General features: G+C 58.9%; 25 protein-coding genes. 21 read left to right on the top strand and 4 right to left on the bottom strand.

The window, feature by feature from the left end; all coding sequences use genetic code 11:
* Positions 1-8: 8 nt before the first annotated feature.
* The 4 genes from AC1Q5W_RS05515 to AC1Q5W_RS05500 all read right to left on the bottom strand — a co-directional run bounded on the left by AC1Q5W_RS05515 (position 9) and on the right by AC1Q5W_RS05500 (position 2,276).
* Positions 9-302, bottom strand: coding sequence for a hypothetical protein (locus AC1Q5W_RS05515; RefSeq protein WP_492643140.1), 294 nt, complete (start codon positions 300-302; stop codon positions 9-11).
* A complete protein-coding gene (locus AC1Q5W_RS05510) occupies positions 299-520 on the bottom strand; it encodes a hypothetical protein (RefSeq protein WP_492643139.1) in 222 nt (73 codons plus the stop codon). The genes AC1Q5W_RS05515 and AC1Q5W_RS05510 overlap by 4 nt, the downstream gene beginning before the upstream one ends.
* Positions 521-1,284: 764 nt before the next feature.
* Positions 1,285-1,722 (bottom strand): hypothetical protein, encoded by a 438-nt coding sequence (locus AC1Q5W_RS05505; RefSeq protein WP_492643138.1) that lies wholly within the window; start codon positions 1,720-1,722, stop codon positions 1,285-1,287.
* Between the two features lie 176 nt (positions 1,723-1,898).
* Positions 1,899-2,276: a helix-turn-helix domain-containing protein gene (locus tag AC1Q5W_RS05500; RefSeq protein WP_492643137.1), complete on the bottom strand. Its 378-nt coding sequence runs from the start codon at positions 2,274-2,276 to the stop codon at positions 1,899-1,901.
* A gap of 71 nt (positions 2,277-2,347) precedes the next feature.
* Here AC1Q5W_RS05500 and AC1Q5W_RS05495 point away from each other — a divergent pair, with 71 nt between their 5' ends.
* From AC1Q5W_RS05495 to AC1Q5W_RS05395, 21 genes are all read left to right on the top strand, one after another.
* Positions 2,348-2,569, top strand: coding sequence for a hypothetical protein (locus tag AC1Q5W_RS05495; RefSeq protein ID WP_492643136.1), 222 nt, complete (start codon positions 2,348-2,350; stop codon positions 2,567-2,569).
* Positions 2,570-2,572: 3 nt separating this feature from the next.
* A complete protein-coding gene (locus tag AC1Q5W_RS05490) occupies positions 2,573-2,734 on the top strand; it encodes a hypothetical protein (RefSeq protein ID WP_492643135.1) in 162 nt (53 codons plus the stop codon).
* A 95-nt stretch (positions 2,735-2,829) separates the two neighbouring features.
* Positions 2,830-3,204 carry a hypothetical protein gene (locus tag AC1Q5W_RS05485; RefSeq protein WP_492643134.1) on the top strand — a complete coding sequence of 125 codons (375 nt, stop codon included), beginning with the start codon at positions 2,830-2,832 and terminating at the stop codon, positions 3,202-3,204.
* On the top strand, positions 3,201-3,464 hold the full coding sequence (locus AC1Q5W_RS05480) for a hypothetical protein (RefSeq protein WP_492643133.1): 264 nt from the start codon (positions 3,201-3,203) through the stop codon (positions 3,462-3,464). The genes AC1Q5W_RS05485 and AC1Q5W_RS05480 overlap by 4 nt, the downstream gene beginning before the upstream one ends.
* Positions 3,461-5,989, top strand: coding sequence for a DNA methyltransferase (locus AC1Q5W_RS05475; protein WP_492643132.1), 2,529 nt, complete (start codon positions 3,461-3,463; stop codon positions 5,987-5,989). The genes AC1Q5W_RS05480 and AC1Q5W_RS05475 overlap by 4 nt, the downstream gene beginning before the upstream one ends.
* Entirely contained in the window at positions 5,986-6,234 is a 249-nt protein-coding gene (locus AC1Q5W_RS05470; RefSeq protein ID WP_492643131.1) for a hypothetical protein, read from the top strand. Before AC1Q5W_RS05475 ends, AC1Q5W_RS05470 begins: the two co-directional genes overlap by 4 nt.
* Positions 6,227-7,147 (top strand): hypothetical protein, encoded by a 921-nt coding sequence (locus AC1Q5W_RS05465; protein ID WP_492643130.1) that lies wholly within the window; start codon positions 6,227-6,229, stop codon positions 7,145-7,147. Before AC1Q5W_RS05470 ends, AC1Q5W_RS05465 begins: the two co-directional genes overlap by 8 nt.
* Positions 7,144-8,568: a replicative DNA helicase gene (dnaB, locus tag AC1Q5W_RS05460; RefSeq protein ID WP_492643129.1), complete on the top strand. Its 1,425-nt coding sequence runs from the start codon at positions 7,144-7,146 to the stop codon at positions 8,566-8,568. The genes AC1Q5W_RS05465 and dnaB overlap by 4 nt, the downstream gene beginning before the upstream one ends.
* 51 nt (positions 8,569-8,619) lie before the next feature.
* Positions 8,620-8,784 (top strand): hypothetical protein, encoded by a 165-nt coding sequence (locus AC1Q5W_RS05455; protein ID WP_492643128.1) that lies wholly within the window; start codon positions 8,620-8,622, stop codon positions 8,782-8,784.
* Entirely contained in the window at positions 8,747-9,211 is a 465-nt protein-coding gene (locus AC1Q5W_RS05450) for a RusA family crossover junction endodeoxyribonuclease (protein WP_492643127.1), read from the top strand. The genes AC1Q5W_RS05455 and AC1Q5W_RS05450 overlap by 38 nt, the downstream gene beginning before the upstream one ends.
* Positions 9,211-9,510 carry a hypothetical protein gene (locus tag AC1Q5W_RS05445; protein ID WP_492643126.1) on the top strand — a complete coding sequence of 100 codons (300 nt, stop codon included), beginning with the start codon at positions 9,211-9,213 and terminating at the stop codon, positions 9,508-9,510. Before AC1Q5W_RS05450 ends, AC1Q5W_RS05445 begins: the two co-directional genes overlap by 1 nt.
* Complete coding sequence (locus AC1Q5W_RS05440) at positions 9,507-9,920, top strand: hypothetical protein (RefSeq protein ID WP_492643125.1); 414 nt, start codon at positions 9,507-9,509, stop codon at positions 9,918-9,920. The genes AC1Q5W_RS05445 and AC1Q5W_RS05440 overlap by 4 nt, the downstream gene beginning before the upstream one ends.
* The gene (locus AC1Q5W_RS05435; protein WP_492643124.1) at positions 9,917-10,105 is read left to right on the top strand and encodes a hypothetical protein; all 189 of its coding nucleotides are present in this window, start codon (positions 9,917-9,919) and stop codon (positions 10,103-10,105) included. The genes AC1Q5W_RS05440 and AC1Q5W_RS05435 overlap by 4 nt, the downstream gene beginning before the upstream one ends.
* Positions 10,102-10,416, top strand: coding sequence for a hypothetical protein (locus AC1Q5W_RS05430; protein WP_492643123.1), 315 nt, complete (start codon positions 10,102-10,104; stop codon positions 10,414-10,416). The genes AC1Q5W_RS05435 and AC1Q5W_RS05430 overlap by 4 nt, the downstream gene beginning before the upstream one ends.
* Positions 10,413-10,637 carry a hypothetical protein gene (locus tag AC1Q5W_RS05425; RefSeq protein WP_492643122.1) on the top strand — a complete coding sequence of 75 codons (225 nt, stop codon included), beginning with the start codon at positions 10,413-10,415 and terminating at the stop codon, positions 10,635-10,637. The genes AC1Q5W_RS05430 and AC1Q5W_RS05425 overlap by 4 nt, the downstream gene beginning before the upstream one ends.
* A complete protein-coding gene (locus AC1Q5W_RS05420) occupies positions 10,634-11,173 on the top strand; it encodes a hypothetical protein (protein WP_492643121.1) in 540 nt (179 codons plus the stop codon). Before AC1Q5W_RS05425 ends, AC1Q5W_RS05420 begins: the two co-directional genes overlap by 4 nt.
* Positions 11,170-11,607: a hypothetical protein gene (locus tag AC1Q5W_RS05415; protein ID WP_492643120.1), complete on the top strand. Its 438-nt coding sequence runs from the start codon at positions 11,170-11,172 to the stop codon at positions 11,605-11,607. The genes AC1Q5W_RS05420 and AC1Q5W_RS05415 overlap by 4 nt, the downstream gene beginning before the upstream one ends.
* A 152-nt stretch (positions 11,608-11,759) precedes the next feature.
* Positions 11,760-12,182, top strand: a complete 423-nt coding sequence (locus AC1Q5W_RS05410; protein ID WP_492643119.1) for a nuclease domain-containing protein — start codon at positions 11,760-11,762, stop codon at positions 12,180-12,182.
* Positions 12,183-12,297: 115 nt separating this feature from the next.
* Positions 12,298-12,972, top strand: a complete 675-nt coding sequence (locus tag AC1Q5W_RS05405) for a hypothetical protein (protein WP_492643118.1) — start codon at positions 12,298-12,300, stop codon at positions 12,970-12,972.
* A 990-nt stretch (positions 12,973-13,962) separates the two neighbouring features.
* Positions 13,963-14,550 (top strand): hypothetical protein, encoded by a 588-nt coding sequence (locus AC1Q5W_RS05400; RefSeq protein ID WP_492643117.1) that lies wholly within the window; start codon positions 13,963-13,965, stop codon positions 14,548-14,550.
* Positions 14,528-15,820 carry a terminase large subunit domain-containing protein gene (locus AC1Q5W_RS05395; RefSeq protein WP_492643116.1) on the top strand — a complete coding sequence of 431 codons (1,293 nt, stop codon included), beginning with the start codon at positions 14,528-14,530 and terminating at the stop codon, positions 15,818-15,820. The genes AC1Q5W_RS05400 and AC1Q5W_RS05395 overlap by 23 nt, the downstream gene beginning before the upstream one ends.
* Positions 15,821-15,822 lie beyond the last annotated feature (2 nt).

The following is a 15,822-nucleotide window of genomic DNA, read 5'->3' as shown; positions in this document are numbered from 1 at the left end:
GTAGGCATTCATGCTGCTCTGCCTTCACTTTGTTCATCCGCTACCTGTGGAAGGCCACTCACCATCACCGAAAACTTGGTCATGGTGTCCTGAGCACGATTGAACTTTTCCACAGCATCGGCCATGCCTTTGCAGGCTGATTGGATGGTGTTGGCAAAGTTGTATCCAGCGCCGATGTCATACTCGCTTCCGACGCGGAGCTTTTCCAACTTGCCGTAGTATTTATTTGCGCAGCGCTCCAACTCGTCGTGCGTCACGATGGCGATGTATTCGCCCTTTTCGTTTAGGCCAATCACTTTCATGCTGGTTCACCCTGATCCAAGGACTCAGCATCCAAACCAGCGCCTACCAGCCGGGCCTCACGCTCCAGCTGATCTGCCAGCGGCCGGCGCGGAACATGGCCAGTATCTGCCATGGAAATGGCAGCGCGCAGCTGATGGCCAACCTTCGATGTATGGATGGGAAAGTGGGGCAGCGCAGCCTTGCAGGCGTCGTACAGTCCCTTTGTGATTGCGTCCAAGTTGTGTGCTCCCAGTGGTTAATCCCAGGAGCCCAGTGCGAAGGCATGACTTCCAAAAGGGCTGACCCGGGGCCGCCCACATGGGGTGAATCAAACCTTCGCGCTGAACTCCCAACCTTGGAGAGCGATTGACTGGACCGGCTGGGCTACCTTCCCTTCTTTCCCGGGCTGCATTCCATAGGCCGCTTGGTCATGTGCACCGCGCCGCGCCGTCACAGGTCTGTCTGCCGCCCCAGCCGCGTACAGCAGGGGAGTTCCAGTCATGCAACCGAATCCAGTCAATCACTCTCCGGAGAGAGCAGGTAGGTGTGGGCTGGAGTTTCCAACCAGCAAAACTGGCGGCCTACAGCGAACTGAAGGCGACCACATGGCAGTTGTTTAAGTTCGCGCATCGATCCGTTGCGACCGCTCTCCAACTCCTGCATCCCCGGCACGTTGAACCGCGCCGCCACACCTATCTACTCTCTCCATCGCACCAAACCACTGCGGAACACAGTTCCTAGACCCCCATCTGCATCCTGTGCGGTTAGCCGACGTATCGCTTCGGCTGGGTCGTTTCGCTTTGTTTGCTGCGATGGGATAAATGTAGGCGTATTTGCCTAAGTTGTCAAGGCATTTATGCCTTATGGAAGCGAATAGCAGAGAAAATATTTCTCTATGCGCCCATTCCAGGCGTAAAAAAACCGCCACTTGGGCGGTTCGACGTTAGGGGATAGCTTCCGAGCTGGTAACGAATCAACTCCGGGAAGAGGGAACTGCCACGCCTATTTAGGCGGTGCCTCTTTCTGGGAGGTGACAGCGTTCATCTTTTTATTGAACTCAAGTTTGGTATTGAATAGCCGTGTGGTGCTGGATTTCAAGTCGTCACATTTAACGGAGTAGCAAAGTACCTGAATCTTGATGTCATAACCAGAGTCAGAAGCAGGAACTTTGGTAACGATTGCGCCTACCCGGCCAAAGGTCGTTGGTGCATAAGTTTCTATCCGAGTGTCAGTCAACAGACGGATTCGCATGTCTGAAACTTCATCTACTGCCCGCTGGGCATCGCTCCACATGATTTCGCACTCACGCTGACCAGTGCAATGCGCTGGAGGTTCTTCGATTTTAGTCTCTGCAGTGCGTTCTATAGGCTTCTTGGGCGCAGCAACGCACCCTGTCAGAACTATGACTAAGAAAAGCAGTCCGGTTTTTAATACGTTCATGATTCCACCTGTTTTGTTAAGTAGGACAATTTTGCAGCAAGCAGAAAAAATACCCTAATTCCATTCCAGCGATCTTAGATGATCGGTCTTCACGGGTCTACGCGCAGATTCACCCGAATGGGGGATATTCACATTCACATATACAAGGTATGGTTTGAACGGCAACGCCCTTTGCGTCATCCGTTTGCTTGAAGTCGGTCATCACGCATGCGCTCCTGCTTCTCGATTTCGTCCATCATCGCTTTCTGAGCAGCGCCTTGAGCAATAGGGCTCAGGTCTTCATAGCGATCTTGGATAACTCCCTCAAATGGCCATTCGTTTTTTTCCTTGGTTTGGTCTGCCATGCCTGGATTGAGCAACTCCCACGGCTTTACCCGTAGCGCCTTGGCGATGGCGTACACCTTATCAAGCGATGGGCTGTGCTCTGAATTGAGTATCCGTCCCACAGTCCGCTGATCTATCCCAGATGCCTTGGCTAAGGCGGCTTGCGTGCCCAGACCGCTGCCTTTTTTCATCAGCAACTTGATGTTGGCCGCAAGAACTTCTTGTTTCATGACCTGTTTATATTCAGGTTTAATGGCAAATATGCCTTGTGTATTAAGGCAAATACGCCTAAGATTGGCGTATGAGCACAGAAAACATCCTCGAAAAGGTCATTGCAGAGCTGTCCAACAGGACTGGCGAACTGCGAAAAGTTGCCACTGAAAGCGGCATTGCATACGACACCATTCTGCGTATCAAAAACCGTGAGGGTGATCCAGGATTCGGCAAGGTTGATGCCCTCCACAAGTTCCTTTTCCCTGCCAACAGTGCGCAGGCTGCTACTGAAACTGTAGCAGGAGCCTGACCCATGGCCGACCCCATCATCCCCCGCGCTTCCATCGTCTCCAGTGCCCGCACTGCTGCGGACAAGGGCCATGACATCCACATCACCAATCCATACCCACCCCTCACAGCGGCGCATGCCCTGTGGGAACTGAGTTACCGGCTGGCTGTGGGTGAGGCGGTTTGACATAAATCTTTTTCCTTTGACCCAACTGTCCATTTTTTTGTCCTTTTGAGCCACACAACCTCACACAACAACGTTGCCAGAAGTTGAGAGACACCATGAACCAAGTAGCAATCCCCATTGAAGTACGCCCAGAAGAGGTAGCCCGCAAGGCTACTTTGGGCGCTGCAATTGAACTCTGCGCCGAGCTGGGCGGCTTCGCTCTGGATAAGGCACTGCAGTCCGAGTTGAACGTGGACAAAGCCCAGTTCAGCCGCTGGATGTCTGGCACCGAGGGCATCGTCTGGCCCAAGTTCGCCAAGCTGATGGATGCCTGCGGGAATGATGCCCCGCTGCTGTGGATGCTCCATGCCCGGGGCTACGACTTGCACAGCGTTCGCAAGCTGGAGACTGAAACCGAAAAGCAGAACCGCCTGCTGCGGGAAGAAGTCACGGCACTGCGCCGGGTGCTGGCTGCTGGAGGTGCAGCATGACCACCCTTGCCCAGCGCGCTAAAGGCACGGCATTCGAGATCCTGTACGAACCGCGCGCCATTCCCAACACCTGCACACCACCCGTCCAACGTGGCGCAAAACCCGGTGCTTCCAAGCGCAGGGCCCTGGATATGCAGGGCAGGGCATCGGTAGACCTTGCACCCCGCACGGCTGGTGCTATCACCATTGGCCCGTCCACGGTTGATGCAGACAAGACCGCCAGGATCATTGGCCGGCGCAACGGTGCGAGGTCGCAATGACAGACTACACCGACTTCCTGCGCCAGAAAATCAAGCTGGCCAGCTTCACGGGCTTCGATGTTTCCCTGGAGCAGATCAATCCCGACCTGAAACCCCACACCCGTGAAATCGTGCGCTGGGCGCTGCAGGGTGGCAAGCGCGCGGTGTTCGCCAGCTTTGGCCTGCACAAGACCGCAACGCAGCTCGAGATCATGCGCCAGATCGGTATCCACCGGCCGGGCCTGCGCCTGCAGGTGCTGCCCCTGGGCGTGCGCAACGAGTTCCACGACGAAATTGCAGAGCGCTTCCAAGGTGACTGTGCCATCGATCTGCGTTTCATCCGCCGGGACAGCGAGATTGATGATCCTGCCACCCTGTACATGACGAATTACGAGGCTGTGCGCGAGGGCAATGTCACGCCTAGCTTGTTCCGCGCCACCAGCCTGGACGAAGCCAGCGTGCTGCGCAGCTACGGCTCGAAGACCTATCAGGAGTTCCTGCCCGCCTTTGCCCCGGTTGAGTTCAAGTTTGTGGCCACGGCAACCCCGTCGCCCAACAAGTTCAAGGAGCTGATCCACTACGCCGGCTATCTGGGCGTGATGGACACCGGCCAGGCCCTGACCCGCTTCTTCCAGCGCGACAGCGAGAAAGCCGGAAACCTGACCCTGTACCCGCACAAGGAAACAGAATTTTGGCTCTGGGTAGCATCTTGGGCAGTTTTCATTCAGCGCCCCAGTGACCTGGGCCACAGCGACGACGGCTACATCCTGCCTGAGTTGGACATTCACTGGCATGAGCTTCCCAGTGACTACGCCCTGGCCGGTACCGACAAGATGGGGCAGGGCCTGCTGGTACCTGAGACGGCCATGGGACTGTCCGCCGCGGCGAAAGAGAAGCGCAACAGCATGGATTCCCGCATCGAGAAGGTGCGCGAGCTGGTGACTGAGGCGCCGACCGATCACTTTGTGGTGTGGCATGACCTGGAAGACGAGCGCCATGCCATCCAGCAGGCCATCCCCGAGGTGGTCAGCGTCTACGGTAGCCAGGACCTGGAGGCGCGCGAAGACCTGGTGAACGGGTTCAAGAAGGGCACGGCCCGGATCCTTTCCACTAAGCCCATCCTGTGCGGCAGCGGCTCCAACTTCCAGCGCCACTGCCACCGCGAAATCTTTGCCGGCGTGGGCTTCAAATTCAACGACCTGATTCAGGCCATCCACCGGGTGCAGCGCTTCGGCCAGAAGCAAACCGTTCGCATCGACTTCGTTTACACCGAGGCTGAGCAGCAGGTGGTCAAGACCATGATGGAGAAGTGGGCCCGCCACGACGAGATGCAAGCCAAGATGACGGCCATCATCCGCGAGTTCGGCCTGAACCAGCTGGCCATGCAGGACACGCTGGCCCGGTCCATCGGTGTGCAGCGCCGCGTCGTCAAAGGTGACCTGTTCGAGGTGGCCAATAACGATTGTGTGGAAGAAGCCCGCCTGCAGCCTGAAAACTCGGTGGGCCTGATCGTCACCAGCATCCCCTTCGCCAACCACTACGAATACACGCCGAGCTACAACGACTTTGGCCACACCCAGGACAACGCCCACTTCTGGGCGCAGATGGACTACCTGACACCGGAGCTTCTCCGGATCCTGCAGCCGGGGCGTATCTACGCCTGCCACGTCAAGGACCGGATCAACTTCGGCAACCAACACGGCACCGGCCTGCCCACGGTAAGCCCGTTCCACGCCGAGGCGCTGTTCCACGGCATGAAGCACGGATTTGACTACATCGGAATGATCACGGTAGTGACCGACGTGGTGCGGGAGAACAACCAGACCTACCGCCTGGGCTACACCGAGATGCGCAAGGACGGCAGCAAGATGGGTGTTGGATCGCCTGAGTACATCCTGCTTTTCCACAAGCCCCAGACCGACCGCAGCCGCGGCTATGCCGACCTGCCGATCAAGAAGAGCATCGAGGACTACAGCCTGGCCAAGTGGCAGGTGGACGCACACGCCTTCTGGCGCTCCAGCGGAAACCGTCTGCTGACAGCCGACGAACTGGCGGCCATGGGCCCCGGAAAGCTGGCCAAGTACTTCACCGACGACAGCCTGCGTCGGGTCTACGACTACGAGCAGCACGTTGAGGTCGGTGCCAAGCTGGCCGCCCGCGGTGCACTGCCCAGCGACTTCATGTCACTGGCGCCAGGCAGCCATCACCCCGACGTGTGGCATGACGTGGTGCGCATGCAGACCCTGAACGGGGACCAGAGCAGCCGCAACGTCGAAAAGCACGTCTGCCCCCTGCAGTTCGACATCGTGGACCGCCTCATTGAGCGTTACAGCAACAAGGGCGAGCGCGTCTATGACCCGTTCTGTGGCCTTGGAACGGTACCGGTGCGCGCCATCCTCAAGGGCCGCACTGGAGGCGGTTCAGAGCTCAGCGCGGCCTATTTCAAGGACCAGGTGCATTACCTGCAGGCCGCCGAGCGCGAGGTCAGCATGCCCACGCTGTTCGACTTTCTGGATGACCAGGCTGAAGAACTGGAGGCCGCATGACCGACGAACATCAACTGATCGACGACATCCTGGACCTCAAGGCAAAGCTAGCAGGCCGACTCCTGGAGCTTGCTATGGCCCGCGGGGACCGCATCGCTGCACAAGGTCACCTGCAGGCCATGAATAAGGCCATAAACGCCCGCAAGCAGCTTCGCATTGCTGCTGAGACGGAGCATGGTGGGTGCTCCTTTGTGGCGGCTGGTGACGCTGACCGCTCCATGCGTAAGGAGCTTGTGAATGGCTGACTGGATCAAGATGCGCACTAGCCTGTTGACCAATCCAAAGGTCACAAAGATGGCACGCACCCTGCTGTCCAATCCCGAGTTTCGGGACTGGTATGGCAACCAGGACGTGCATGACGAAATGACGAACTACGTCACGTTGCGTCACGTGACTGTCGTGACGCGTGTAGTTTGCGGTGGTCTTTTGGCAGTATGGGCAAGCGTAAATGAGTGCGCAGGACGTGACGGTGTTTTGCGTCATGCAGGGCTTTTCGAGGTCGATGCGATGTCTGGAATACCCGGTTTTGGTGCCTCCATGGCAGCCGTGGACTGGCTTACCGTTATGCCCGAAAGCGAGGGCCTTGAATTCGCCAATTTCACTGAGCACAACACTGTTGGACAAGAGCGTTCAACCACCGCAAAAACGGCTGCAGAGCGGGCAAAAGAGTACCGCGAACGCAAGGCTGCAGGGAAGGCTGAATCCGTCACGAACGTCGTCACGAAAAAACGTGACGCGTCACGTAACGGTGTCACCACAGAAGAGAAGAGAAGAGAAGAGAAGAGAAGTAATACAGATACGTCAGCAGCCAAGCTGCCGACCTGCCCGACTGCTGCAATCGTCAACCTGTACCACGAAGTCCTGCCAAGCCTTCCCTCCGTCAAGCTGGAAACCGAAAGCCGCAAGCGCGCCATGCGCAAGGTCTGGGACTGGGTTCTGACCAGCAAGAAACCGGACCATACCCCGCGCGCCACCAACACGGCCGAGGCGCTGACCTGGTTTCGGACCTACTTCGACCGCGCCGCGCAAAACGATTTTCTGATGGGTCGCACCCCCCGGACTGGAGAGCACGCGAACTGGAAATGCGATCTGGACTTCCTGCTGACCGAGCGCGGCTTGAAGCACGTCATCGAAAAAACTGAAACGGATGCCGCATGAGCGCCACTACAGAAACCCACTTCGGACCCGGCCTGGACGACATTTCCCAGCTGCGCGTTCCGCCGCACTCCATCGAGGCCGAATCGAGCGTGCTGGGTGGCCTGCTGCTGGACAACAGCGCTTGGGACCGCGTGGCCGACATCCTGAGCGATAGTGATTTTTACCGCCATGAGCACAAGCTGATCTACGCCGCTGTCGGCGCATTGGTCAACGCCAATAAGCAGGCCGACGTGGTGACGGTGTATAGCCACCTGCAGAACCGCAGCAAAACCGACGAGGTGGGCGGCCTGAGCTACCTGAACTCGCTGGCCCAGTACGTGCCCAGCGCCAGCAACATCCGCCGGTATGCAGAAATCATACGGGAGCGCTCGGTTCTGCGGCAGCTGGTGACCGTGAGCGACGAGATCGCCACCAACGCCTTCAACACCCAGGGCAAGCCTGTTGCCAACATCCTGGACGAAGCCGAGCAGCGCATCTTCGAGATTGGCCAGTCGGCCAGCACCGCCAAGGTTGAGGACTGGGAAGACGGGGACCGCGGCATGGTGAAGTTCCTGGACGGAATCCAGAGACGACACGACGGCGAAGAAGACTTCCTGCCGACCGGAATCCCCGATCTGGATGACCGTCTCAATGGTGGCACGCGCGAGGGCGAAGTCATTGTGATCGCTGGCCGCCCGGGCATGGGCAAGACTGCGCTGGCGCTGTCCATCGTGGAATACCAGGCCGAACAGCACCAGGTGTCCGTGGGGTTTTTCTCCATGGAAATGCCCAAGGAGCAGGTCAACAACCGCCGGGTGTCCATGAATTCGCATGTTCCGCTGCACAAGATCAAGCGGCCGGAACGCATGAGCGACTACGACTGGTCCCAGATGACTTCCGCCGTGGAGCGCCTGCGCAAGACCGATATGTACATCTGCGACCAGACGGCGCTGAACATCAACCAGCTGCGCGCCAAGGCCCGGGCCCTGAAACGGCGCAAAGGCTTGCGCACCATTGTGGTGGACTACATCGGCCTGATGGAAGGCACCGACAAGAAGGCAAACCGCGCCACCCAGCTGGGCGAAGTGAGCCGCGGCGTGAAGGCGTTGGCCAAGGAGCTGGGCGTGACCATCTTCCTGCTGGCCCAGCTGAACCGCGAGGTGGAGAAGCGCGTAAACATGCACCCCATCATGGCCGACCTGCGGGAGTGCGGTGACATCGAGCAGGACGCTGACGTGATTTTGTTTGTGCACCGCCCATTCCATGTGAAACAGGATCTTGGGCCCGAGTGGAAGTACTACGCCGAAATCATTGTGGGCAAGCAGCGCGACGGTGAAACCGGGACGGTACCCGCGCAGTACGTCGGTGAATGCGTGCGCTTCTGTGCCTGGGAAGGCGATAAGCCATCCAGCATGACGCGCACCAAAGGCGGTGACCTGTGACCAATGAACTACACCGAACACCGAAAGCGCATGCTGCGCCACTGCCTAGCCATGGCAGTCACACAACCGGCCTATGCACTCTGGGCAGCACGGGACTACGAGCTCTGCAGCGACGGGGTTCTGGACGGCCTGCATGCCCGCGTGCAGGAAGCCATCAACAAGCGCCAGGAGACTGCAAATGATCACGCTGCACCTGCCATACCCGGTAAGCGCTAACCGCTACTGGTCTACTCGCGTCATCACTCCCAAGGGGCATACGCGCGCCATGGCCATGACCTACGTTACGCCCGAGGCCAAGCAGTTCAAGGAAGAGGTGGGCTGGGTTGCCAAGTCGGCCGGCGTGCGCGCGCCGATGGCGGGCCGCATAGCCATTGCCTACACCCTGTACCCGCGCCGCCCCCAGGACTGGGAAAAGCGCGCCAAGAAAGATCCGCTGGGTTGGGAGGACACGGTGATGTGCATCGACCTGGACAACGCCAACAAGGTGCTGCTGGATGCACTGAAGGGCGTTGTGTTCGATGACGACAAGTGGGTGCGCAGCATCTTCGCCTGCCGCGGAGAGCCCCGGGAGACAGCCGGCCTGGTGGTGCACATCAAGGTGATCGAGCCAGCAACCCCGCAGTTGAGCCTGGAGGTAGCGTAATGGCACAGACAAAATACTCCAAAACCTACGTGAAGCCACCGCGCCGCGCCGGCGTCATGCCGCGCGACGAGTACCTGGGCCGGGCCCGGGAGACTGCTGCGCGCGGCGCGGATCTGCCGCAAAGCAAGCTGGACGCCCAGAAGATCGCCGCCATCCGTAGCGCAGTAGTGCAGCGCGAGAACCTGCGCAAGTACATCAAAGACAACCTGAGCAACGCCGCCCTGGCCCGTACCCACGGCGTGCACACGCGCACCGTGGAGAAGGCCGTTGGAAACGAAACCTGGGGGCATGTCGCATGAAGCCTGTTGACCAAGAGTTTGTTCACAAGCCGGAAATCGGCCAATACGGTGACTGCCAGCGCGCGGTGGTTGCTTCGCTGCTGGAACTGCCCATCACTGACGTTCCGCATTTTCTCGCTCTCGCACAGAACGATCCCAGTGACTACTGGGACATGCTGCAGGCCTTTTGCCGCAAACATGGGTATGCCTACCTGACCATGCCGGCACGGTGCGGAGCGCTTTTCTTCGGGGAGGTGGGCGAAGTGTTTCACGAAATCGCTGGCCCATCGCCTCGCGGCAACGGCGTCAACCATGCGGTTGTCGGATGCAATGGGCAGATCGTATTTGACCCACATCCGTCGCGCGCTGGCCTGGCCGGTGACCCTGTGGATTGGGAGTACTCCTACTTGGTGAAGGCGGAGGCCGCATGAAGTGCACCCGCTGCCTGCGCTACATCAGCAAAGCCGCCGCCACTGTGACCACAGGCGAAGGCTCTGCCCAGTACGGCCCTGTCTGCGCTGAAAAGCTGGGATTGGTGGCGGCCACCAGCCGGAAGACGCGGAAGGTGAAGCGGCGCGCGCGCAGGAATGACAGGCAACTGGAGCTGCCGGTATGAGAACCCAGATCATCGTTTGCAGCTTCAGCTCCGGTTTGGACGACATGAAGCGCAAGGACCAGAAAGACGTTGTCAAGGTGCTGCGTGTGTTGGACCAGTGCAAGCGCTACAGCGTATTTGAGGCCACTGCCAACATGGACATCGCCCGGATGATGACGCGCCTGCACCACAAGGGCTGCACGATTGTCAAACCGGACGGCACACGCAAGGACTATGGCTTGCTGATCAAGACCACAGGCGGCGCGTTCCCCTGGACCAATATCGAATTGACCGACGCCGGGCACCAGTTGCTGGAGGACAACCCAGCATGACCAACCTAATCCGCCTCCCACCCACCACCAGCATGACTGCCCAGCAGGCGCTGGCCACCTGCATGACGGATGCTGAGTCCGGCTACCTCAAGGACGTGCTGATCATTGGCTACGACGCCGATGGTGATCTGTTCATCCGGTCCAGCCGCCTGACCTGCTCCGAAGCCTTCTTTCTGGCAAGCAAGGCCGCACGCTGGGCGCAAGAGGGGGGTGTGCTGTGACCAAGCCCGCCTCCATCCTCGTCTGCCCAGTCGTTGCCCTGCGCCACATGCCGCCGGCCGAAGTGGATGTGGTGCGCCGCTTCCTGTTCCAGAACGTGCGCGGCATGAGCGAGCAAGACGACCACCGCTGGCGCCGGCTGTGGGGCAGCATGTGGAAGGCCGAGCCCGGGGAAGGCTTCCAGCTGCAGGTGTTCGAAGAGCGCTCGGGCCCATTCCATCGCCGGCACCGCGTGATCCTGGAAAAGCTGTTCGCCAGCCAGGAGCGGTTTGCCAATATCGACAAGATGCATGACTGGCTCAAGGTCGGAGCTGGATTTGTCATCTGGACGCCTGGAAAAGACCACAAGCTGGTGGCCACTCCGCGCAGCACCAGCTTCGAGGACTGCAGCGAGGACGAAATCAGGGAATTTCACAGTGCCATGGTGGATTTTCTGCACACCGAGCGTGCGCAGCGGTTCCTTTGGCGCCGCGTCAAGGCCAACCAGCGGCAGGGGATGCTGGACGCCGTTTTGCAACAACAGGAGAACGACCAATGACCACCATTGCATGGGACGGAACTACCCTGGCTGCCGACCGGGCATCATGGTCCGGTGGCTGCAAATACCGCGTCCGTAAAGTGCACAAGGTGCGCGCAAGCAACGGAAATACGTACCTGGTGGCGTTGGCAGGGGATCAGGCTTTCGCCAACCTGCTGCTGAGGTGGATGCGCGGTGGTGCTCACCCTGGTGGATACCCGAATGATGACGCAGTGACCATTGCCGTTGTCATTGACGAACAGCGCAGGGTATGGAGACTGGACTCGCAGAAGCTGAGCTATTCCCAAATCCTGGAGAAGATGCATTCCAGCGGCGGAGGGCAGGACTTCGCCATTGGCGCGCTGGAAGCCGGCGCCACCGCCGTGGAGGCCATCCGAATTGCCATCAAGCGCAGCGACATGGCCGGGCTCGGTGTGGACAGTGTGAGGTTCTGATGCTGCGCCGCGCCCCCATGAAACGCACCGCCTGGGCGCGCCGTTCGCCCACCGCGGTGAAACATGCTCCAGTTTCAGTGCCAAATATAGATCAAAGCCTTACAGAATGTGCGTGTGTAGCTATCAAAAATATAGTGAAAAGCACGGCTGTTATGGCCCAAATAGGCGATTTGACCACCACGCCCATTCCGAAGTCGGAGCCCCACCGCAACCCCGCACTGCTGGCCATGGCCCGTGGCCGCCACTGCCTGCTGCAGGTGCCAGGCGTCTGCCAAAGCGGTACTGAAACCACGGTGGCCGCTCACAGCAACTGGGCATGCCATGGAAAGGCCGGCGCCCGCAAGGCTGACGACGAATACAGCGTGTGGGGGTGCTTTGGCTGTCACCGCTGGCTGGACCAGGGCCAAGCCCCCAAAGGTATGAAGCTGGCCACATTCATGCGCGCCCATGCAGACCAGGCGATGGCATGGCGCCGTATCGCTCAGGACAGCGCAGAAGCACCACGGTTCCGCAAGGCTGCAGCTTGGGCGCTTGAGAAGCTGAATTCTTCTCCGTCCAGCGTAAACACTGCGTAACAAGCTATGAATTTTGTAGCGAGTACCAAGAAAAAGGCCCCGACTACGCCAATAGTCAGGGCCTTCCAGTGAACATCAAAAACCAAGGCCTTGATTTTAACTGGAGCCATCCAAAATGCAAGACACAAAAGAACGCCCCGACATTGAAGAAACCTACACCGCAGCCGTGTCTGCATCGAATCTACGCCTTGAGACCAGGGATGGCAGTGCCACCGGTGCCGCCGGCATTTTGATAGCCGTTGGCTGGAGTGAGTCCAGGGTGGGGGCCATTTTCATGCGCCTGCATAGTGAGTGGGATGGCAGTTCGAAGCCGATCCGCCCAACGCCAGAAGTATTCCGTCGCCTGGCTGCCAGTGCGGTGCCAGCTGATCTGGAAAAGCTCAGCCTCACCGCTGACCAGTGGGCCTATCAGGAAGCAAACCGCTGGTACGAGCACGAATACAAGATCCTGCTGCAGCGCCTGAAGACCCTCCCAGAGGCACGTGCTGGCGTAGCAGCCCAGGCCGACAAATGGAAGATCTACAACCCACAAGCCGTGGCCGGCGCCGTCGTCAAGTATTGGCTGGACCAGACCTGCCACTCCTGCCATGGACTGCGGTGGCAGAAAAACCAGAATGCTCCAGTGTTGGGTAATCGGGTCTGCCCAGTCTGCCGCGGGAATGGAATCAGCCAGGCGCCCCACGGTATGGAAGGCCGCCGGCTGCTGAACTACATCGATGACTGTGTGAACCGCGCGCGCAGCTCCATCAAGAGCCGACTGGGGGCCATGTCCAGACCTGTTGCTAAATAGTTGCAAGTTTTCGGAACTATTGCCTATAATTCGCGCAGAGGATTTGCAGACCCTGCTTAGGTTCTCGCCCCTCGCCAATCCGCTGAACGCCCAAACAGGCCAGACCTGTGCGGTAGACCTTCAGGGGATTGGTGTCCTCAAAATTTCAAGCCACCCACTGCGGTGGCTTTTTCGTTTTCTCCCCAGTTTGCCAACTTGCACCAAATCGCAAGTTGCTCCTTTTCGGTGACAGCCGGATGGATGATGTTCAGTGCATTGCTGGAAAGCCTCTGCACGGGTCAGGGTTGACCCATTGAACCCAGCTCCAGCCGCCGCCTGCGACGAGCGGGCTTCCGAATTCAATTGCGGCATACCTGAGTAGCGGGGTTGCCTCAATACCCACTGCTACACCGGCAAAAAAGCCATAAAAGCGGGGCGCTCAGCCGGGCGCGCCACGACCGCAGGCGACCTACCTGGAACTGCAAGCCTCAGATCGGAGCCATCGAGCAGGGACAAAGCGACACAGCGCATAGACGCGCTGGATGGCTCCTGCGGCATACATCGGGCCAAACCCGTCCCACAGTGGAGCCGGAAGCGTAACCGGCAACCATTCCATCGCCTCTGCCCCACATCCTCCCATTCTGGCCGTCAGGCCGCCGGGAACCACGGGAGCACGCGGTTGCGCCTTCGCAGCTCTTGTGGCAAAGAAATAACGGCTGCACCCACCGACATAGTTCAGCGCAGCCCCCATACATCAAGGGCAGGCGGGTGGGCGGTGGCTCCCCAATTCAGATCAAACCGGCAAAGACCGGAGCGCCATGAGGTGCTGTTTCGCCCAGCCACACCCGGTCATACCCGGAACTGGAACGGGTGCCCCACGGGTAAATGGGGCATGTCTCCTAGCCTGTGCCCACAGGTGATCCAGGAAGGTGCGAAAGGCAGTCGCCCAGCGCCTCTGGGCGTAAGCCCTATGGGAGACACCTGCCTATGCGAGGCGAAGAAAGGCCAGCCATGGGACGTAAATCAGCTCTGACACCTGAGCAGTGGGTTGAAGTAGAGCGTCGTCACCTGGTTGACGGTGAATCACTCAACTCGCTGGCTAAAGAATTCAAGGTGGATGAATCCACTCTCCGGAAAAAAATAAACCCGAATAAATCCGAACAGGGAAAAACCGGGAAACCCTTGCTGGCATTGGCTTCCGAGAAAGTCGAGGCCGATAAGCGGATAAAAGATATTTCCAAGGAAATAGCTTCTCTTCCGTATGCCAGACAGGAAATCGTCAATACGCTGACAACCAAGCTCAGCCGGATCAGCGACCACATTGCCGGAGCCGCGGAGTTCGCAGCTGCCAGTGCACACCGACTGTCAGGGATTGCCCATGAACAGGTGCAACTCATTGACGATGCCCAGCCCGAGAAGACGATTGCCGCCCTGCAGAGGTTCGGGGCCCTGACAAAGCTGGCCAACGAAGCCAGCAGCATTCCCATGGGCCTGTTAGCGGCAAACAAGGAACTGGTCAAAGTCGCGGCGAAGGATGACCCGGTTCTTCCGGTGAAGGTCGTCATCCAAGTGGAAGATGCCAGTGTCCCCGAGGCTTAACCGGCCTCAAGCGCGCTTCCTGTCGCTGCCCCAGAAGTACCGGGCCTTTGTGGCCGGTTTCGGGAGCGGAAAGACTTTCGTAGGATCCGCAGGCCTTTGCCAGCATGCCTGGGAGCAACCCAAGATTGACGCCGGCTACTTCGCTCCGACCTACGCCCAGATCCGGGACATCTTCTACCCGACCATCGAGGAAGTCGCCTTTGACTGGGGATTGACGACTGACATTCATGAGAGCAACCATGAGGTAGCTCTCTACGCTGGCACCCAGTACCGCGGCACCATCCTATGCCGGTCCATGGAAAAGCCTGGAGACATCGTTGGCTTCAAGATTGGCAAGGCGCTGATTGACGAGCTGGACGTCATGAAAAAGGTCAAAGCGGAGCTGGCCTGGCGAAAGATCATCGCCCGGATGCGCTACAAGGTTGATGGCCTGATGAACGGGGTTGACGTCACGACGACGCCGGAAGGCTTCAAGTTCGTCTACGACCAGTTCGTCAAGAAGGTTAGGGACAACACCGAGCTGGCCAGCCTGTATGGAATGGTGCAGGCCAGCACCTATGAGAATGGCAAGAACCTGCCGGAAGACTACATTCCGTCCCTTCTGGCCAGCTACCCTCCTCAGTTGATTGCTGCTTACCTGAAAGGGCAGTTCACCAACCTGGCGTCTGGCAGCATCTATGCCAACTTTGACCGCGTCCTGAACCACACGCCGGAGACGATCAAGCCCGGAGAGACGCTGCACGTTGGCATGGACTTCAACGTCCTGAACATGACGGCCACGGTCAACGTCGTGCGCAATGACCAGCCGTTGACGCTGCAGGAGCTAACCAAGGTCAGGGATACGCCGACCATGGCCAGGATGCTCAAAGAGCGGTTTGTGAACATCAGCCAGCCACATCCCGTTGTCATCTACCCAGATGCCAGCGGTGGCAACACCAGCAGCAAGAACGCCAGTGAATCGGACCTGTCGATCCTGAAAGCCGCCGGTTTCCAGATCGTCGTGGATGCCGCTAACCCGTCAGTCAAGGACCGGATCAACGCAGTCGACGCGATGACACTGAACGCTGCCGGCGCGCGGCGCTGGAAGGTGAACACCGATGCCTGCCCCGCGCTGACAGAAGCCCAAGAGCAGCAGGCCTGGGACCCAAAGAACGGCGAGCCCGACAAGTCCACTGGACACGATCACCCCAACGATGCGCAAGGCTACTTCCTTGTGAAGCGCTTCCCCATCGTCAAACGAACCGTGGCGGTTAATACCCTGCGGATGTAAGC

This window comes from Rhodoferax sp. MLSD5-FHT05B10, assembly GCF_058793415.1.
The sequence above is the reverse complement of the archived record's forward strand: the minus strand, read 5'-3'. Positions and strand labels throughout refer to the sequence as shown.